This is a genomic window from Cytobacillus sp. FSL K6-0265 (assembly GCF_038003465.1).
Lineage (GTDB): Bacteria > Bacillota > Bacilli > Bacillales > Cytobacillaceae > Cytobacillus > Cytobacillus stercorigallinarum.
The window spans coordinates 3,278,949-3,298,780 of record NZ_JBBOPE010000001.1 but is presented as its reverse complement, the minus strand read 5'-3'; the positions used below and the strand labels follow the sequence as shown (position 1 = coordinate 3,298,780).

Sequence of the window (19,832 nt, the reverse complement as noted above, 5' to 3'; positions counted from 1 at the left end):
AAGGAGGTTTCACCTTGCTAAAAGACATCTTTACAAAATCAAAGAAGAAAAAATATGCAACCATTCCTTCTGAGGCAGCGAAGCAAGATGTCCCAGAAGGAATCATGACTAAATGCCCTGAATGTAAGAAGATAATGTATACGAAAGAATTAATGAAAAACATGAAGGTATGTATTAATTGTGGGCATCATCACCCAATGAACGCTGCCGAACGTTTTGAGAGTTTTCTAGATAAGGGAACAATTCAAGAGTTAGACCGTGAAATGATATCAGAAAACCCGCTATCTTTCCCAGATTATCTTGATAAAGTTGAAAAAGACCGTAAGAAAACAGGTATGAATGAAGCGGTAATGACAGGGATTGGAGAATTGGATGGTTTTCAGATTGTTATTGCCGTAATGGATTCGACTTTTAGAATGGGAAGCATGGGATCTGTGGTCGGAGAGAAGATCACAAGGGCCATTGAAAAGGCGGACGAATTGAAAGTGCCATTCATTATCTTTACTGCTTCTGGTGGTGCAAGAATGCAAGAAGGTGTATTGAGTTTGATGCAGATGGCTAAGACGAGTGTGGCGCTTAAGCGATTCAGTGATAATGGCGGTTTAATTATATCGATTATGACACACCCGACTACTGGTGGAGTATCTGCTAGTTTCGCTTCATTAGGAGATTATAATTTTGCTGAACCGAAAGCGTTAATTGGTTTTGCGGGGCGCCGTATTATTGAACAGACGATTCGTGAGGAGTTGCCAGAGGACTTCCAAACAGCAGAATTTTTATTGAAACATGGGCAACTTGATGCCGTAATTCACCGTTCTAAGTTGCGAGAGGAGATTGCTAACATTCTTTCTATTCATCAGCCAGGAGGTGAGCTTAAATGGTAACTGAATTAACATTTGAAAGACCGATTATTGAACTAAGAAAAAGAATAGCTGAATTAAAAGAATTTACGAAAACAGCGGATGTTGATTTAGGATCTGAGATTAATAAGCTCGAGACAAGATTAGCCAAGTTAGAAAAAGATATATATGAAAATCTAGGCCCGTGGGACCGAGTGCAAATTGCTCGTCATCCTAATCGTCCTACTACATTAGATTATATAGAGTATTTATTTGATGACTTTTTTGAATGTCATGGCGATCGCGTATTCGGAGATGATGAAGCGATTGTTAGTGGGATTGCTAAGTTTAGAGGACACCCGGTTACAGTAATCGGCCATCAACGTGGAAAAGATACAAAAGAAAATATTCGTAGAAACTTCGGTATGCCGCATCCTGAAGGTTATCGTAAAGCGCTGCGTTTAATGAAGCAGGCGGAGAAGTTTCGCCGACCAATTGTTTGTTTCATAGATACGAAAGGTGCTTATCCAGGCAAGGCAGCTGAAGAAAGAGGGCAAAGCGAAGCGATAGCTAAAAACCTTTTTGAAATGGCTAGTTTGAAAGTACCGGTTGTATGCATAGTAATTGGAGAAGGGGGAAGTGGCGGAGCATTGGCGTTAGGCATTGGAAACTATATTCATATGCTGGAAAATGCTACTTACTCTGTTATTTCACCAGAGGGAGCTGCTTCTATTCTTTGGAAAGATGCGACGAAAGCACAAACAGCTGCTGAGTCGATGCGTATTACTGCTCCAGATTTAAAGGAGCTTGGAGTCATCGATGAAATCATCCCTGAAGTAAAAGGTGGAGCGCATAAGGATGTTGAGCAGCAAGCACTTGCAATTGAAGATATTCTTTATCAGTCATTAAAAGAATTATCTCAACTAGATGAAAACCAATTAGTTGACCATCGTTATGAGAAATATAAATCAATTGGGAAATATTCGTTTTTAAGAGATTATATTGGGGTAAAATAAAAACGTGCGAATTGCACGTTTTTCCTATTATTGATGATATTTAAAAATGGAAGACGATTCTAATCGGTACCAATGAGAACATCACGAGATAAACAAGGGTTTATTTGCACTATAAAGTAAGGTAGTTAATACAATCTTTGATAGGGTTCAATGGAATGTATCACTTTGTTCATTTGGCTTGAATGTCGATAAGTAAGAATTCTTTAACTAAACTTAATAAATTATAATTGTGATGTTTATTTTTTCGTGCTATTTTAACAGTAGAAGAAGCTTAATAACCTTTTATAGGTCCTCTTTTTCCTTTCCCCTAGGTTCGTTCATATTTATAGAATACAAATTGTTTTCCCATAATAGAGGTGATAGAGAAAATGAAAAGAATTGGTGTATTAACAAGTGGAGGAGATTCACCTGGAATGAATGCGGCTGTTCGCGCAGTTGTTAGAAAAGCTATTCATGATGGTATTGAGGTATATGGTATTTATGGCGGTTATACAGGTCTAATTCATGGTAATATAGAGAAGCTAGAATTAGGATCCGTTGGTGATATTATTCACCGTGGCGGTACGATCCTTTATTCTGCAAGATGTGAAGAGTTTAAAACAGAAGAAGGAAGACAAAAGGGGATAGAGAACTTAAAAGCACATCAAATAGAAGGTCTAGTTGTGATTGGCGGAGACGGATCTTATCGAGGAGCACTTGCCCTCACTGAAGCGGGTTTTCCATGTGTAGGTGTACCAGGGACGATTGATAATGATATTGCGGGCACACAATATACCATTGGTTTCGATACAGCATTAAATACGGTCATTGATGCCATTGATAAAATCAGGGATACAGCGAGCTCACATGAAAGAACCTTTATTATAGAAGTAATGGGAAGAGATGCAGGAGATATTGCCTTATGGGCAGGGTTAGCTGGTGGGGCAGAAACAATTCTTATTCCTGAAGTGAATTACGATATAGATGAAATTGCAACAAAACTCAAAAGTGGACTTGAAAGAGGAAAAAGGCATAGTATTATCATTGTGGCCGAAGGTGTATGTAGTGGTGTAGCATTCGCAAAAGAAGTGGAGAGCGCAACCTCACTTGAAACGAGGGTGTCAGTGCTTGGTCATATCCAACGAGGAGGATCTCCAACGGCATTTGATCGTGTTTTAGCTAGTCGTTTAGGGGCGCATGCGGTGGAGTTACTTGCCAAAGGAAAAGGTGGGCAAGCAGTTGGTTTGAACAATAACCAAGTCGTTGCCAATAGCTTGCGTGATGTCTTAAGCCAACATAATACTTTAGATTTAGACCTATACGAGTTATCAAGAGAGCTCTCAATTTAAGCGTACATAATTAGGAGGTATATATAAATATGCGTAAAACGAAAATTGTTTGTACAATTGGACCAGCTAGTGAAAGTATTGAAAAGATTATAGAATTAATAAATGCTGGCATGAATGTAGCAAGATTAAATTTCTCACATGGGAATTTTGCAGAGCATGGTGAGCGAATCGCTAATATCCGTGAAGCCTCCAAACAAACTGGAAAAACAGTTGCGATCCTTTTAGATACAAAAGGGCCAGAAATACGTACGAATGATATGAAAAACGGTGCGATTGAATTAGAAGCGGGTAACAATATTATTGTAAGTATGAAAGAAATGGAAGGGACAACAGACAAATTCTCTGTTACATATAGTGGTCTCATTGATGATGTTCACATTGGCTCTAGTATTCTTTTAGATGATGGTTTGATTGCTCTGGAAGTCATTGCTATCAATAAAGAGAAAGAAGAAATTCATGCAAAAATCTTAAATAGTGGGACGTTAAAGAATAAAAAAGGTGTGAATGTACCAGGTGTTTCAGTTAACCTTCCTGGCATCACCGAAAAGGATGCTAAGGATATTCTTTTTGGAATTGAGCAAGAAGTGGACTTTATTGCCGCTTCCTTTGTTAGACGACCATCAGATGTTTTAGAAATTCGTCAATTACTAGAAGAAAATAATGCGGAATATATTCATATTATCCCCAAAATCGAAAACCAAGAAGGCGTAGATAATATTGAAGGTATTCTAGAAGTGTCAGATGGATTAATGGTAGCGCGCGGGGATTTGGGAGTTGAAATTCCAGCGGAGGAAGTACCACTTGTACAAAAGCAATTAATAAAAAAATGTAATGAGCTTGGAAAGCCAGTTATTACAGCAACACAAATGTTAGATTCCATGCAAAGAAACCCTCGCCCAACTCGTGCGGAAGCAAGTGATGTTGCTAACGCCATTTTTGATGGTACAGATGCTATCATGTTATCAGGGGAAACAGCAGCGGGGTCTTATCCTGTAGAAGCAGTTAAAACAATGCATAATATTGCTTCACGTGCAGAGACAGCGTTGAATCATAGAGAAATTTTATCTGAGAGAAGTAAAAATAATAAACATAATGTGACAGATGCCATTGGTCAATCTGTTGCGCATACAGCATTAAACTTAGGAGTTAGCGCCATTATTACCCCTACTGAGAGCGGTCATACAGCTAGAATGATTGCTAAATTTAGACCAGTAAATCCAATTGTAGCTGTCACATCACATGAATACGTCTCTCGTCGCCTATCACTTGTTTGGGGAGTGTATTCTCAAGTCGGTCAAAAAGCAAAAACAACAGATGATATGCTAGATATAGCTGTAGAAGAAAGTCTACAAACAGGAATCGTTCATTCGGGAGATCTTGTTGTTATAACGGCTGGCGTTCCGGTTGGAGAAGCAGGAACAACAAACTTAATGAAAATTCATGTAGTTGGCGATATCATTGCAAAAGCTCAAGGAATTGGCAGAAAGTCAGCATTTGGTAAAGCGGTTATTGCTCGCAATGCGAAAGAAGCGATGGAAAAGGTTACAGAAGGCTCAATACTCGTAACGATTGGCTCTGATCGCGAAATGGTTCCAGCTATTGAAAAATGTAGTGCCTTAATTACTGAAGAAGGTGGTCTAACGAGCCATGGTGCTGTAATTGGTTTGAACCTTGGTATACCGGTTATTGTCGGTTTAGATATGGCTACAAAATTAATTAAGGATGGCCAAGACATTACAGTAGACTCACAAAGAGGTGTCATTTATAACGGACATGCGAGTGTCTTATAAAAATGGAAGAAACTGTCGGATACTATTATTCGGCAGTTCTTTTTTTATGTAGAGGGGTGAAAAGATATTTAGATACCCTAATTAAATTTTTAACTCAGAATAGAATATAATAGTTGCCAATATCGATATATTAGTATAACATAATAGGTAATATAATGTATCATAATTACAATGATAACATATTTCTTAAATTATTTTGAATAGAGATACTAAAAGAAATAAATACATAATTAAAGGGAGTGGTGAAGATATGCTGAATTATATGCAAGGATTTTGGATGGAAATGTGGAGGTTGCATGATCAAATAAAGGATTTATTACGGTTATTCTCAGTGAAGAACGAGCCTAATAAGAATCAATCAAGTGAATTGAATCAATCAAATGAAAATAATGGAGAAAATCCGAAACAGAGAAAAAGAACGAATAAACAGAATATAGGATTATTATTAGGACCCATTCTTTTTGCTCTAACGCTCCTATTTGTTTCACCTGAAGGAATGTCCAGAGAAGCCCAAGCGGTGCTAGCAAGTACTCTTTGGGTCGCTGTCTGGTGGATTACAGAAGCTATACCCATTCCAGTAACATCATTACTACCAATTATTCTCTTTCCTGTCACTGGTGCAGTATCAGAAGGAGTAACAAGTTCATATGCCGATAATACTATTTTCCTATTTTTAGGTGGATTCATAATTGCTATTGCCATGGAAAAGTGGAATCTACATTTAAGAATAGCACTTGGTATCATTACTGTGGTTGGTACCAGTACATCTAGGCTTATCCTTGGGTTTATGGTGGCTACAGGTTTCCTTTCTATGTGGATATCGAATACGGCAACGGCCATGATGATGATGCCGATTGCTATTGCTGTAATAACTCATGTAAACGATTCCATGAAGTCGGAGAGAGAATCAGCTAACCGATTTGGTAAGTCATTAATGCTTGGGGTAGCTTATGCTGCTTCGATAGGTGGATTAGGTACATTAATCGGTACACCACCAAATATGATTTTTGCAGGTGTTGTAAAAGAAATTTATGGTATTGAGATTTCTTTTGCTACCTGGATGTTATTTGGCGTTCCTTTTGCATGTATTTTACTACTAGCTGCATGGGTTTATTTGGTGAAAATAGCTTTTCCTATGAGTATAAAAGAGCTTCCAGGTGGAAAAGAGATCATCTCTTCTGAAAGACAGCATTTAGGTAAAATCTCCTTTGAAGAGAAGTTAGTATTAGTTGTGTTTCTAGCTACTGCAGTTGCATGGATCACGCGATCATTTATCCCTTTTGATTTTATCAGCCGAATTGATGATACGATAATAGCTATTGCTGCAGCCATTATATTATTCCTTTTACCTTCAAAAAGTAGTAAAGATGGTCAGCTTTTAAATTGGAAAGATGCTTTAAATATACCTTGGGGTATCCTACTACTATTTGGTGGAGGATTAGCTATTGCCAAAGGGTTTAAAGATTCAGGTTTAGCAACTTGGATAGGTGAACAATTAACTGTTTTAGAAGGTGTACATCTTGTTATTGTCATTTTATGCGTAACAGCACTTGTTACATTTTTAACAGAGATTACATCAAACACGGCTACGGCAACAATGATGTTTCCTATCATGGCATCTTTAGCATTGGCTTTAAATATTCATCCTTATGCACTTATGGTCGCAGCTGGAATTGCTGCCTCGTGTGCTTTTATGCTTCCTGTTGCTACACCGCCTAATGCTATTGTCTTTGGATCTGGCTATTTAAAAATAGGTGATATGGCTAAATCCGGTTTTTGGTTAAGTCTGTTTACCATTTTCCTTGTTGTTGTCATGATTTATTTCTATATGCCAATTGTTTGGGGTATCGATATAGGTACTTTCCCGAATTCGTTTAAGTAACATTTTGTTCTTAAATTTCCAATGATGGAAATGTGTTATATTTCTCGGGAGCCAATAATTTTGATATCATTATATATACAAAATATAATGAGGTGGCTAAATGCGCTATATATTATTACCGCTAATTTTAATACCGGCGATTGAAATTGCTGTACTGCTTCTTGCTGGTAAGGCTTTAGGTGTTGCCGTAACATTTCTTCTAATTATATTGACTGGTGTTTTTGGCGTTTATATAGCAAAAAGGCAAGGGATAGAAGTAATGAAGAAGGTGCAGATGGAAACGCGCAGAGGAGAAATGCCGGGAGATTCCATGCTAGATGGTGTTTGTATATTCATAGCAGGTATCTTCCTTGTATTACCGGGATTTATTTCAGATTTCATAGGTATTCTCTTATTGATTCCTTTTATAAGAAATAAATTAAAAATTATTTTGTATCACTTCCTTAGAAGGCGTATAAATCATGGCAACATTAAAGTGATAAAATGGTGAGCATTTAGACAAAGATGATGCCATATATTAAAAAAGAATAGTCAAAAAAAGATCCGAACATATTCCAATTCATTTATGAGTGCGAAGATGTTCGGATTTTTTTATTGGCGAGAGTTTTTGGAGACAAGGTTCAAAAAGTGATGGAAATAGGTACTCAAATTTAGCAGCTATTATAATGGCTAGCTTCTATTTCTCCTCTTTTCCATTTTTTATATAAAGCCAAATATCTGTGAATACTTTTGCTCTGTATAAAGTAGAAAGAATGACAAGAATAATTGGACCAATAATGAGGCCGAGAAATCCAAATAGTTTAAAACCAATAAATAAAGCGATTAAAGTCGCCAATGGATCTAAACCAATATTGGATGATAAAATCTTTGGTTCCATCACTTGTCTTTGGACAATAATAATCACGTACAGGATAGAGAGTCCAACTGCAATGGTCGTTTCACCAATGAAAAAGGAATAAATAATCCATGGAATAAAGATGATACCTGTTCCTAAATAAGGAAGAATATCAACCATACCCGCGATGATGGCAATCGTCATCGCATAATCTATGTTTAATATTAATAATCCCACCAAGATGATAAGAGTCGTAATTGAAATTAAAGTCGCTTGTGCTTTTATAAAGCCAAAAAGGGCTGATTTTAGATCAGAGAAGACGGTAATGCTACTTCGTCTTACATATTCAGGTGTCAAATCAAGAAAAAATCGTTTTATTTTTTCCCAGTCTTTGCTAATGAAAAATGAGGCTAAAAGAGAAAAAATAATGGCAGTTGCTGCATTAGGTATCCATGAGAATAATGCTGGTAGCTTTTCAAAAAAAGATTGCAGAAAAAGCCCTAATGATTGTCCTATATTCTTACCTATTTCTTCTATATTGGTCATAATGCTAGCTTGTTGTTCTGTTCCTAAATGATTAAATAAACTGGTGAGTTTATTTAACACAGGCATAAACTGATTGGCAATCCAGTGTTCTATATGGGTAATAAACACTTGGACATGTGCTGGCACAACTTTTGATAGGTGAGCTGCCCCAGAGACCAATTCAGTGATCAAAATAACTGCGCCGCCCAGAATAACACCTAAAAGTAATGTTAAAGAAATGAAAACAGAAAAAGATCGTGGTATTTTACATGAATATTGAAAAAAATTGACTGTCCTATTAATGATGTACGCAATACCTAATCCAATTAGAAAAGGATAAGCAATGGATGACAAGTAAAAACTAACAAATAAGAAAGTAACTATGATTATTAAGACAAAAAAGAATCTCATGATTTGGTAATGGAGAGTACTTGTCATTGTTTGGCGCTCCTCCTTAGTGTATTTTAAGTGAAAAAAGGTTGAATAATCTGAAATTGTTTTCTGAACGCTAATTTCAATCTTTTAGCCGAAAATCTGCTCTTTTGTCCTAATTATCTATAGTGGCATAATGGGCGAAAAAGAAATTAATTTTATCTTTTTTCGAAATTATGTTAAAATAACATCATTAACAGGAAGGTGAGATAGAATATGGAGTCATTCCTGTTTTTACTATTGCTTTTAGCTATTAGTATTGTGGCTAAAAATCAATCTCTTATATTTGCGATTGCTGTCCTCCTATTGTTAAAATTAGTCGGTACAGAGTTAAAAGTGTTTTCATTTATCCAAAGTAAGGGTATTAATTGGGGTGTAACGATTATTACGATTGCTGTATTAGCTCCTATAGCAAGTGGAGCAATCGGGTTCAAAGATCTAGCAGATGCATTTAAATCACCTTATGCTTGGGTTGCTTGTATCTCTGGCATTATCGTTGCATTATTAGCAAAGGGCGGGCTTACCCTCCTATCAGAAGATCCACATATTACGACTGCTCTTGTTCTAGGAACAATTCTAGCTATTACTCTATTTAAAGGAGTAGCAGTTGGTCCGCTAATTGGAGCGGGTATCGCCTATTTATTCATGAAGATATTTGAGTATATTCACTAATTGTTTGCAAGCTATCAGTCACTTGTATTTTTATGAAATTTTCGTTTCACAAAAGTCAGATAATTGTTTATAATATACATGTACAAATAGGTTTGATAGTTGAGTCTATGAAAATAGTAGATACTTTATACCAAAAAGAAAATGTAAGCATTTTCTTTCAATAATGTTTGTACATGTTTGTACTGAGCATACGTTCAGAGATTGTTTAGTCAGTGGAAATCTGACTGAGAATGTCATTTAGTCTGTCTCCCAGCTTAATACATATTAGCTGGATTAAATCGGCTACAATAGCCAATAGAGCTATCAGGTTTTATCTGATAACAACTTAATGAATAAGTTTCATGCAGACAGAGGGTTTGGGGAAAATATTTCAAAGAAGGAGATGGTTTGTTATGACAGCAACACGCGGTCTGGAGGGTGTAGTGGCTACTACATCTGCTATCAGTTCAATCATTGATGATACTTTAACATATGTAGGCTATAACATTGATGATTTGGCAGAGAATGCTAGTTTTGAGGAAGTCATCTATTTATTATGGCATGGTAAATTACCTACACAATCACAACTAGATGAATTAAAAGCACAATTGGCAGAAAATATGAATTTGCCACAAGAGGTTCTTGCTCATTTTAAGACTTATCCAATTGATCAAGTTCATCCAATGGCAGCTCTTCGCTCCGCTGTATCTCTTCTTGGTCTCTATGATGAAGAAGCAGATGTAATGGAAGAGGGTGCGAACTATAGAAAAGCTATTCGTTTACAAGCGAAAATGCCTGCTATCGTTGCTGCATTTGCGCGTGTAAGAAAAGGCTTAGAGCCAATTGCTCCTAAAAAAGAATTAAGTTTTGCTGCTAACTTCTTGTATATGTTAAATGGGGAAGTACCAGAAGATGTAGCAGTTGAAGCAATGAATAAAGCACTTGTACTTCATGCTGATCATGAATTAAATGCATCTACATTTACAGCTCGTGTTTGTGTAGCTACATTATCTGATGTGTACTCTGGTATTACAGCAGCTATCGGTGCATTAAAAGGACCTCTACATGGTGGTGCGAATGAAGCGGTAATGAAAATGCTAAAAGAAATTGGTACTTTAGATAATGTAGAACCTGCAATTCGTGAAAAATTAGCCAATAAAGATAAAATTATGGGCTTTGGTCATCGTGTATACAGAAAAGGTGACCCAAGAGCGAAACATTTAAGAGAGATGTCAAAAAGACTAACAGAATTAACGGGTGAACCACATTGGTATGAAATGTCTACAAAAATTGAAGGCATTGTGACTGGAGAGAAAGACCTTCCTCCTAATGTTGACTTCTATTCAGCATCTGTATACCACAGCTTAGGTATCGATCACGACCTTTTCACACCAATCTTCGCGGTTAGCCGTGTTTCTGGTTGGTTAGCACATATTTTAGAACAATACTCTAACAACCGTTTAATCCGCCCTCGTGCTGATTATACTGGTCCAGGAATGCAAGCTTATATTCCAGTAGAACAAAGAGGATAAACTTTTTATTGCGTTTTTTTAATACAGATGATAACAATAAATAAAGATAAACAAGCTACCAGTCAGAGGTTAGAGGGTTTGCCTTCTAGCCTTTGATTCTGATAAGTTTGTAATGTGTTATTTTTAACACAAGGAAATTGGAGGGAGAAATTATTATGGCAGCAGAAAAAATTACAGTAAATAATGGTGTACTAAATGTACCAAACGAACCAATCGTTCCTTTTATCGAAGGTGACGGTACTGGCCCCGATATTTGGGCATCTGCTTCTCGTGTATTAGATGCAGCGGTTGAAAAAGCTTATAAAGGTGAACGTAAAATTGCTTGGAAAGAAGTTTTAGCTGGTGAAAAAGCATTTAACCAAACGGGTGAATGGTTACCAAAAGAAACGTTAGATGTTATTAATGAATACTTAATCGCAATTAAAGGACCTCTTACAACACCAATCGGTGGCGGAATTCGTTCTTTAAACGTTGCTTTGCGTCAAGAATTAGATCTATTCGTATGCTTGCGTCCTGTACGTTGGTTTGAAGGTGTTCCTTCACCAGTTAAGCGTCCACAAGATACAGACATGGTTATTTTCCGTGAAAATACGGAAGATATTTATGCTGGTATTGAATATGCAAAAGGTACAGATGAAGTAAACAAATTAATCTCTTTCTTAAAAGATGAGATGGGCGTTAATAAAATTCGCTTCCCAGAAACTTCTGGAATCGGTATTAAACCTGTTTCTCAAGAGGGAACAACTCGTCTAGTTCGCTCTGCAATTGAATATGCAATCAACGAAGGTCGTAAATCAGTAACACTTGTCCACAAAGGTAATATCATGAAATTTACTGAAGGTGCATTCAAAAACTGGGGTTACGAACTAGCTGAAAAAGAATACGGCGATAAAGTATTCACATGGGCTGAATATGATCGCATTAAAGATGAAAGTGGCGTAGATGCAGCAAACAAAGCACAAGCTGATGCTGAAGCTGCTGGTAAAATCATCGTTAAAGATGCTATCGCTGATATTTTCTTACAACAAATCTTAACTCGTCCAGCTGAATTTGATGTAGTAGCAACAATGAACCTTAACGGTGACTACATTTCTGATGCGCTAGCAGCACAAGTTGGTGGAATCGGCATTGCTCCAGGAGCAAACATCAACTACGAAACTGGACATGCGATTTTCGAAGCTACACATGGAACAGCTCCTAAATATGCTGGCTTAGACAAAGTAAACCCTTCATCTGTTATTCTTTCAGGTGTACTTTTACTTAAACATTTAGGTTGGAATGAAGCGGCTGACTTAATTGAGAAATCTATGGAAAAATCTATTGCTTCTAAAGTTGTAACTTATGACTTTGCTCGTCTAATGGACGGAGCAACAGAAGTGAAATGTTCTGAATTCGGTGATGTCCTAATTAAAAACATGGACTAATTAACTTTCTTGCAGGTTTAATTTAAAAATTAAACCTGCTTTTCCTTTATATATAGGATAATTTGCTAAATATATTAAAAAGAATCAACGCCTCATCTATATTGACTGTGATATCCAGTTGAAGATCCTTTCCATCATATCTGAAATTATGTTACTTCCCCATGTTTTAATCTCATAAGAAGCGGTTATAAATTGAATAGTTGTAAATGAATACATAAGGAGATGTTGCAAGTGTCTACACTCAAGCGTAAAAAAGTTTCTGTGATCGGAGCCGGTTTTACTGGAGCGACGACTGCGTTTTTATTGGCACAAAAGGAATTAGCAGATGTTGTATTAGTTGATATACCCCAAATGGAAAATCCGACAAAGGGAAAAGCTTTAGACATGTTAGAAGCAAGCCCAGTTCAAGGATTTGACGCAAATATCCTTGGTACAGCGAACTATGAAGATACAAAAGATTCGGATATCGTGGTTATTACTGCTGGAATTGCCCGGAAGCCAGGAATGAGTCGTGAAGATCTTGTTCAAACAAACGAAACGATTATGAAGAATGTAGCGAAGGAAATTGCGCATTATTCTCCCGATACATTTATTATTGTGTTATCCAATCCGGTAGATGCGATGACATATACGATATTTAAAGAAACAGGATTCCCAAAAAATCGGGTAATTGGACAATCAGGCGTGCTGGATAGTGCCAGATTTCGGACGTTTATCGCTCAAGAGTTACAGATTTCCGTCAAGGATATAACAGGCTTTGTTCTTGGAGGGCATGGTGATGATATGGTTCCACTTGTCAGGTATTCATATGCAGGTGGCATCCCTTTAGAAAAGTTAATCTCTAAAGATCGTTTAGAGCAAATTGTTGATCGAACGCGTAAGGGCGGAGGAGAAATTGTTAGTTTACTTGGGAATGGTAGTGCCTATTATGCACCAGCAGCAGCTTTAGTAGAAATGGTAGAGGCTATGATTAAGGACCAAAAAAGAATACTTCCTGCAATAGCTTATTTAGAAGGAGAGTTTGGCTATCATGGGATTTATTTAGGTGTGCCAACAATCCTTGGTGCAAATGGAATTGAAAAAGTTATCGAGTTAGATCTAACAAAAGAAGAAAAGGATGCATTAGATCAGTCAGCTAAGTCGGTTCGTCAGGTGATATCAATATTGTCACAAACCTAATATATAAAGAAAGCCTTGTTGGCGAAGTTCGGTCTTTTAACTGAGCTTCGCTTAATTTATGTTTTGCGATAAAAAGAAAATTATTTTTCCTCTTTTTCTTTTACTTATTAAAATAAAATGTTAATATAATTATAAATAAACAGAAAAATTAGTTTATACTATCATTTTTTTGCAAGCGTTTACAAAAAGCGGAGGTGCATCCATGTTAGGGAAAAAGAGAAAAATAGGTAGAAGACTTGAGGAAATTTCGGTTGGTGAGAAGCTGACCTTTACTGAAAAAATAGAAGATAGGGATATATTATTATATCTAGGGTTAACAGATGATGCGAATCCACTATATTTACAGCATGATTATGCTTCGCAAACACCTTATAAAAAACCGATTGTACCCAATATTATGCTGAATGGTATGGTCTCATCAAGTGTTTCAAAATATCTTCCTGGACCAGGTAGCCATATTTTGAAGCAAGAATTAGAATATGTAAAACCTGTTTATCACTATTCTACAATTGAATTCTTGATGGAAATTATTCACCTAGATGAAGAGAAGCATAATATTGATATGAAGGTACAAGCAACGAATGAGGAAGGTGAAACGGTTTTATATGGTCGAATGAAAGTCTGTCCACCCTATCCACTTGAGAGTCTTAACAGTAAAGTGATAGAAAACTTCTAATCATGAAATCATTAGGTATAGTTGACCAAAAGACTAAGCAAAAGTAATTAATACTGCTTAGTTTTTTGTCGTGGCACGCTTTTTTTCTTTTTTTATATTATAATACATTTATATAAGGGGTTTTACTAAAGAAATTGGCTTATACTAATGGGGAATCTATTTATCGGAGGCTTTTATGGATAAAAAAGTTCTAGTGGTTGATGATGAGCAGTCGATTGTAACGTTACTACAATATAATTTGCAACAAGCAGGTTATGAAGTACTAACAGCATCTGATGGAGAAGAAGGTAAAAATCTTGCTTTAAGTGAACAGCTAGATTTGATTGTATTAGATCTGATGTTACCTAAGTTAGACGGAATTGAAGTGTGTAAACAAATCAGACAAAGAAAAGTGAATACGCCCATTCTCATGTTAACTGCAAAAGATGATGAATTCGATAAAGTTCTTGGCTTAGAGCTTGGGGCAGATGACTATATGACAAAGCCATTTAGTCCGAGAGAAGTAGTGGCGCGGGTAAAGGCTATTTTAAGAAGATCACAAGCCCAATTTGAAGAACCTGTTGCAGAAGATGAAAATGATAGCATTCGTATAGCCGGCGTGAAAATTTATCCAGAACGATATGAGGTCTATTATCAAGAAGAATTACTTGAACTGACACCGAAAGAGTTCGAATTGCTATTATATCTCGCTAAAAATAAAGGTAGAGTATTAACTCGGGATCAATTACTTAGTGCCGTTTGGAATTATGATTTTGCAGGTGATACAAGGATTGTTGATGTTCATATTAGTCACCTAAGAGATAAAATCGAGCAAAATTCAAAAAAACCGACATATATTAAAACGATTCGTGGGCTTGGCTATAAGCTAGAGGAGCCAAAGCCTGAATGAGAACATTTCGTTCAAAACTATTTTTTGCTATTATCACATTGATTATCGCTGTTTTGCTTTGTTTAGGCTTATTATTAGGTCAGTTGTTTAAATCTTATTATATAAATGTGATAGATGAACGGTTGTCTAAAGAGATTCAGCTAGTAGCTGGCCAGATTGAGGAAATAGGTGGAATAGAACAACTGACTCAAGAGAAGGTCGACCAGTTTGCTAACTGGTTAGGTGTCAGTGTTACAATTGCTGATGCAAATGACCAAGTAATATTTGATAGCGTGAATAAGAATAGGATGAATCGTAAAACAATAGATGAAGTTTTAGATACATCTGACTCTGGTGAGCAGGCTGGTAAAGTCGTAGGCGACGATTACCATTATTTTTGGAAGGAATTAAATGAAGGTACAGATTACTATTATTTGTTTTTAAGTGCCGAAATAGATGAAGTAAAAAGTGGTTACTCGCAAATTTGGTGGATTTTAATTATTTGTCTTAGCTTAGCATTGGTTTTGATTATATTTTTAGGAGCTTCTATTACGAATAGATATACAAGGCCAATTGATTCAGCGACAAGAGTGGCTATTGAGTTAGCGAAAGGTAATTATCGAGCGAGAACATATGATAATGATGTTGGAGAAGCAGGTAAGTTAAATAGCTCAATTAATATTCTTGCACGTAACTTGCAAGATATGGAGAAATCTAGAGAAATGCATCAAGATAGACTCAGTACACTCATTGAAAACATGGGCAGTGGGCTAATCTTAATAGATAGTAAAGGTTATATTAACCTTGTGAATCGTACATATAGGGAAGTTTTTCATGCTGATGTGACAGAATACATGGACGAACTTTATTATGATGTCATTGAATATAAAGAAATCACTGAGCTTATTGAAGAATTATTTATGACAGAGCAAAAGGTAAGAAAGCAAATACAAATACTTATTGGTATTCATCGCAAACATTTTGAAGTTTACGGTGTTCCGATTATCGGCACGAATGATGTATGGAAAGGTGTACTTCTTGTTTTCCATGACATTACTGAGATTAAGAAATTAGAGCAGGTGCGGAGAGATTTCGTCGCAAATGTTTCACATGAATTAAAAACACCTATTACTTCTATTAAAGGGTTCTCGGAAACACTTTTAGATGGAGCAATGGATGATCAAGATACTCTTAAACAATTTTTAACGATTATCCTCCAAGAAAGTGAACGATTGCAAACACTGATTCAAGATTTACTTGATTTATCCAAAATAGAGCAACAAGGATTTCACCTTTCTATCCAAGAGGTAAATATTATTGGTGTATTAAATGAAGTAGTGATGATGGTTAAGAGGCGAGCAGAGGAAAAAAATATTACCATAGATTTAAAATGTGATGATGAAGTTATCGAAATGGAAGCAGATGTAAACAGAATCAAGCAGATTTTCCTTAATATTGTTTCTAATGCTATTTCTTACACGCCGAATGAAGGTAAAGTGTCTATTCGTGTAACGGAAGATCAACAAAAAGTGTATATAAAAATCATTGATACAGGGATAGGCATTAAAGAAAGTGAGATTCCGCGGATTTTTGAAAGGTTTTATCGCGTAGATAAAGCAAGGAGTAGGAATTCAGGTGGTACAGGCCTTGGTCTGGCAATTGTTAAGCATTTATTAGAAGCACATAAAGGATTGATTACTGTTAAAAGCAAGAGTGGGAAAGGCACGGCCTTTTTACTCACGTTTTATAAGGAGTTTCCAGATAGCGAATAATGAGAGTTTTTACAAAAAGTTTACATTGTTTTTTAATGCCATTAACAATAGGGAGTTACAATTAGTCTTGTAAAACCCCTTCATCACATGATGTGAAGAAGAGAGAGCTACCCCGCTCTCTCTTTTTAAACTGAAGTTCAGTTATGTGAATCAGCACTAAGTAAAATGCAAATGAATGATATTAAACATCTCCTATTTTGGTGATGCCCTCACCTATAAATCCCTACCGTTTTTTCCTCCATAAATATAAAATACTTCATCAAATTATGTAAATCTTTTACGATAACGAACAATTGCCTAATGAATTCCACCTCTAATTTTTCTTTATTCTTTTAGACATGATAAAATATAAAATAGATAATGGCTTTTTTTCGAGGTGCATTCAATAGAATGACTTTGTGAAAAGCGAAGGAGGTTGGTGACGAGATGTCAAAGAAAAAACTCGTATTAATAGATGGAAATAGTATAGCTTATCGGGCTTTTTTTGCTCTTCCCTTATTAAATAACGATAAAGGCATACATACGAATGCAGTCTATGGATTTACGATGATGCTTATGCGAATTTTGGAAGATGAAAAACCTACTCATATTCTCGTTGCATTTGATGCCGGTAAAACTACATTTAGACATAAAACATTTACAGAATATAAAGGTGGCAGACAAAAAACGCCGCCAGAACTTTCAGAACAGTTCCCGGTGATTAGAGAGCTGCTAGATGCTTATCAAATTGCTCGTTATGAGTTAGCGAATTATGAAGCGGATGATATTATTGGTACCCTATCTTTAAGAGCTGAGCAAGATGGTTTCGAAGTGAAGGTCATTTCAGGGGACAAAGACTTAACGCAGCTCAGTTCAGAAAAGACAACTGTAGGAATTACGAGAAAGGGAATTACTGATATTGAAGAGTACACCCCTCAGCATATCGAGGAAAAGTATGGTATCACACCTGAACGAATCATTGATATGAAAGGCCTAATGGGAGATAGCTCTGATAATATTCCGGGTGTGCCAGGTGTTGGGGAGAAAACCGCACTCAAGTTATTAAAGGAGTTTGGTACATTAGAACATTTAATGCAATCGATTGATCAAGTGAGTGGTAACAAATTAAAAGAAAAGCTAGAGGAATTTCAAAACCAAGCTTTAATGAGTAAAGAATTAGCAACCATTTTAAGAGAAGCGCCGATTGAAGTAGAGCTAGATAAAATAGCCTACGAAGGTGGGAATGAAGAAAAATTATATCATTTATTTAAAGACCTCGGTTTTAATTCTTTATTAGAAAAAATAAGCTTTGATTTAGCAGAAGACCAAACGGCTGAGCTTGAAGAAATTAACTATGAGATTGTTACAGATTTTACCGAGGAACAGTTAGATGGAGATAGCGCATTATATATTGAAGTGTTAGAGGATAATTATCATTACGCAGATATTCTTGGAATAGCAGTCACCAACAAAAATGGACACTTCTTTATTTCAACAAAAAACGCTTGTCAATCGAAAGTGTTTAAAAAATGGGCAGAAGATGATGCCTCTCCAAAGGTTGTATATGATGCGAAAAGGTCTGAAGTTTCACTAAGACATCATGGTATTCATTTAAAAGGTATCCATTTTGATATCCTTTTAGCAGCTTATATTATCAATCCATCTGAAACAATTGAAGATTTAGCTTCTATTGCGCGCAATCACGGATACTCTGCAATTCAATCTGATCAAGCTTTTTATGGAAAAGGAGCAAAAAGGAGTATTCCAAACGAAGAAGAACTTGCCCCTCATATTCTAAGGAAAGCAGTGGCAATGGATTCGCTTTATGAGAAGTTGGATACTTCGCTACAAACGAACCAGCAGTCTGCACTTTTTTATGAATTAGAATTACCCCTATCATTGATCCTTGCTGATATGGAATCGGCAGGTATTAAAGTGGACTTGAATCGCCTGCGTTCAATGGGAACAGAGTTATTAGAGAAACTTGCAGCCATTGAGAATCGAATTCACGCCTATGCTGGTGAAGCATTTAATATTAATTCTCCGAAACAATTAGGGGTAATCTTATTTGATAAGCTACGTTTACCAGTTATGAAGAAAACAAAAACGGGCTATTCTACGTCAGCAGATGTATTAGAAAAATTAGAATCCAAACATGAGATTATCAAAGAAATCCTTGAATATCGTCAATTAGCGAAACTACAATCCACCTATATTGAAGGTTTACTAAAGGTGGTCAATAAAGAAACAGATAAAGTGCATACCCGATTTAATCAAGCGTTAACGCAAACGGGAAGATTAAGTTCTACTGATCCTAACTTACAAAATATCCCGATTCGCTTAGAAGAAGGTAGAAAGATTAGACAAGCATTTATTCCTTCAAAAAAAGATTGGGTTATTTTTGCCGCAGATTATTCACAGATAGAATTAAGGGTTCTCGCTCATATTGCAGCTGATGAAAAACTAATCTCTGCATTTAAGGAAGATCTAGATATTCATACGAAGACAGCTATGGAAGTCTTTCATGTTTCTAAAGAAGAAGTAACGGGAAATATGCGCCGTCATGCAAAAGCAGTTAACTTTGGGATTGTTTACGGAATAAGTGATTACGGCCTTTCACAAAGTCTATCTATTACAAGAAAAGAAGCTGGAGAATTTATTGATCGCTACTTAACAAGCTACCCTGCTGTTAGACAATATATGGACGACATTGTGCAAGAGGCAAAAGAAAAAGGGTTCGTAGAAACATTACTTCACCGTCGTAGATATTTACCGGAAATTACAAGTCGGAATTTTAATCTTCGTAGTTTTGCGGAAAGAACGGCTATGAATACACCAATTCAAGGCAGTGCCGCAGATATTATTAAAAAAGCGATGATTGATATGGCTGACCGCCTAGAGAAGGAACAATTACAATCCAAGCTTTTATTACAAGTGCATGATGAACTGATATTTGAAGCACCGGTAGAAGAAATTGAAAAACTAAAAGAAATTGTTCCAGATGTAATGGAGCATGCCGTAGAGTTAAAAGTGCCGTTAAAAGTAGATTATTCATACGGCCCAACATGGTTTGATGCGAAATAAGTGAGTTCGCAATCGGATTG

The 19,832-nt window shown here is 36.3% G+C and carries 15 protein-coding genes; 14 read left to right on the top strand and 1 reads right to left on the bottom strand.

Annotated elements, in window-relative coordinates; translation table 11 throughout:
• The first annotated feature begins 14 nt into the window (after nt 1-14).
• The 6 genes from accD (at nt 15) to MHH73_RS16595 (ending at nt 7,345) form a co-directional block, all read left to right on the top strand.
• Nucleotides 15-884 (top strand): acetyl-CoA carboxylase, carboxyltransferase subunit beta, encoded by an 870-nt coding sequence (gene accD / locus MHH73_RS16620; RefSeq protein ID WP_191810020.1) that lies wholly within the window; start codon nt 15-17, stop codon nt 882-884.
• Nucleotides 878-1,855, top strand: a complete 978-nt coding sequence (gene accA, locus MHH73_RS16615; RefSeq protein WP_191810022.1) for an acetyl-CoA carboxylase carboxyl transferase subunit alpha — start codon at nt 878-880, stop codon at nt 1,853-1,855. The genes accD and accA overlap by 7 nt, the downstream gene beginning before the upstream one ends.
• 368 nt (nt 1,856-2,223) lie before the next feature.
• Nucleotides 2,224-3,183, top strand: a complete 960-nt coding sequence (pfkA, locus tag MHH73_RS16610; protein WP_191810025.1) for a 6-phosphofructokinase — start codon at nt 2,224-2,226, stop codon at nt 3,181-3,183.
• A 29-nt stretch (nt 3,184-3,212) separates the two neighbouring features.
• Nucleotides 3,213-4,973, top strand: a complete 1,761-nt coding sequence (gene pyk / locus MHH73_RS16605; protein ID WP_191810027.1) for a pyruvate kinase — start codon at nt 3,213-3,215, stop codon at nt 4,971-4,973.
• A 250-nt stretch (nt 4,974-5,223) separates the two neighbouring features.
• A complete protein-coding gene (locus tag MHH73_RS16600) occupies nt 5,224-6,855 on the top strand; it encodes an SLC13 family permease (RefSeq protein WP_341068191.1) in 1,632 nt (543 codons plus the stop codon).
• A gap of 100 nt (nt 6,856-6,955) precedes the next feature.
• Nucleotides 6,956-7,345 (top strand): FxsA family protein, encoded by a 390-nt coding sequence (locus MHH73_RS16595; RefSeq protein WP_341068189.1) that lies wholly within the window; start codon nt 6,956-6,958, stop codon nt 7,343-7,345.
• Between the two features lie 186 nt (nt 7,346-7,531).
• On the opposite strand, the gene ytvI is transcribed toward MHH73_RS16595, so the two are convergent.
• The gene (gene ytvI / locus MHH73_RS16590) at nt 7,532-8,653 is read right to left on the bottom strand and encodes a sporulation integral membrane protein YtvI (protein ID WP_191810031.1); all 1,122 of its coding nucleotides are present in this window, start codon (nt 8,651-8,653) and stop codon (nt 7,532-7,534) included.
• A gap of 210 nt (nt 8,654-8,863) precedes the next feature.
• Between ytvI and MHH73_RS16585 the strand changes: the two genes are divergently transcribed.
• From MHH73_RS16585 to polA, 8 genes are all read left to right on the top strand, one after another.
• Nucleotides 8,864-9,319: a DUF441 domain-containing protein gene (locus MHH73_RS16585; RefSeq protein WP_191810033.1), complete on the top strand. Its 456-nt coding sequence runs from the start codon at nt 8,864-8,866 to the stop codon at nt 9,317-9,319.
• Between the two features lie 392 nt (nt 9,320-9,711).
• Entirely contained in the window at nt 9,712-10,830 is a 1,119-nt protein-coding gene (gene citZ, locus MHH73_RS16580) for a citrate synthase (protein WP_191810035.1), read from the top strand.
• Nucleotides 10,831-10,982: 152 nt separating this feature from the next.
• A complete protein-coding gene (icd, locus tag MHH73_RS16575; RefSeq protein WP_191811315.1) occupies nt 10,983-12,254 on the top strand; it encodes an NADP-dependent isocitrate dehydrogenase in 1,272 nt (423 codons plus the stop codon).
• A 231-nt stretch (nt 12,255-12,485) separates the two neighbouring features.
• On the top strand, nt 12,486-13,433 hold the full coding sequence (mdh, locus tag MHH73_RS16570) for a malate dehydrogenase (protein WP_341068186.1): 948 nt from the start codon (nt 12,486-12,488) through the stop codon (nt 13,431-13,433).
• 202 nt (nt 13,434-13,635) lie between these two features.
• The gene (locus tag MHH73_RS16565; RefSeq protein WP_191810039.1) at nt 13,636-14,109 is read left to right on the top strand and encodes a MaoC/PaaZ C-terminal domain-containing protein; all 474 of its coding nucleotides are present in this window, start codon (nt 13,636-13,638) and stop codon (nt 14,107-14,109) included.
• A gap of 175 nt (nt 14,110-14,284) precedes the next feature.
• Nucleotides 14,285-14,998 (top strand): response regulator transcription factor, encoded by a 714-nt coding sequence (locus MHH73_RS16560; RefSeq protein ID WP_191810041.1) that lies wholly within the window; start codon nt 14,285-14,287, stop codon nt 14,996-14,998.
• The gene (pnpS, locus tag MHH73_RS16555) at nt 14,995-16,749 is read left to right on the top strand and encodes a two-component system histidine kinase PnpS (RefSeq protein WP_341068184.1); all 1,755 of its coding nucleotides are present in this window, start codon (nt 14,995-14,997) and stop codon (nt 16,747-16,749) included. Before MHH73_RS16560 ends, pnpS begins: the two co-directional genes overlap by 4 nt.
• A gap of 426 nt (nt 16,750-17,175) precedes the next feature.
• Nucleotides 17,176-19,812, top strand: a complete 2,637-nt coding sequence (polA, locus tag MHH73_RS16550) for a DNA polymerase I (protein WP_191810045.1) — start codon at nt 17,176-17,178, stop codon at nt 19,810-19,812.
• Nucleotides 19,813-19,832 lie beyond the last annotated feature (20 nt).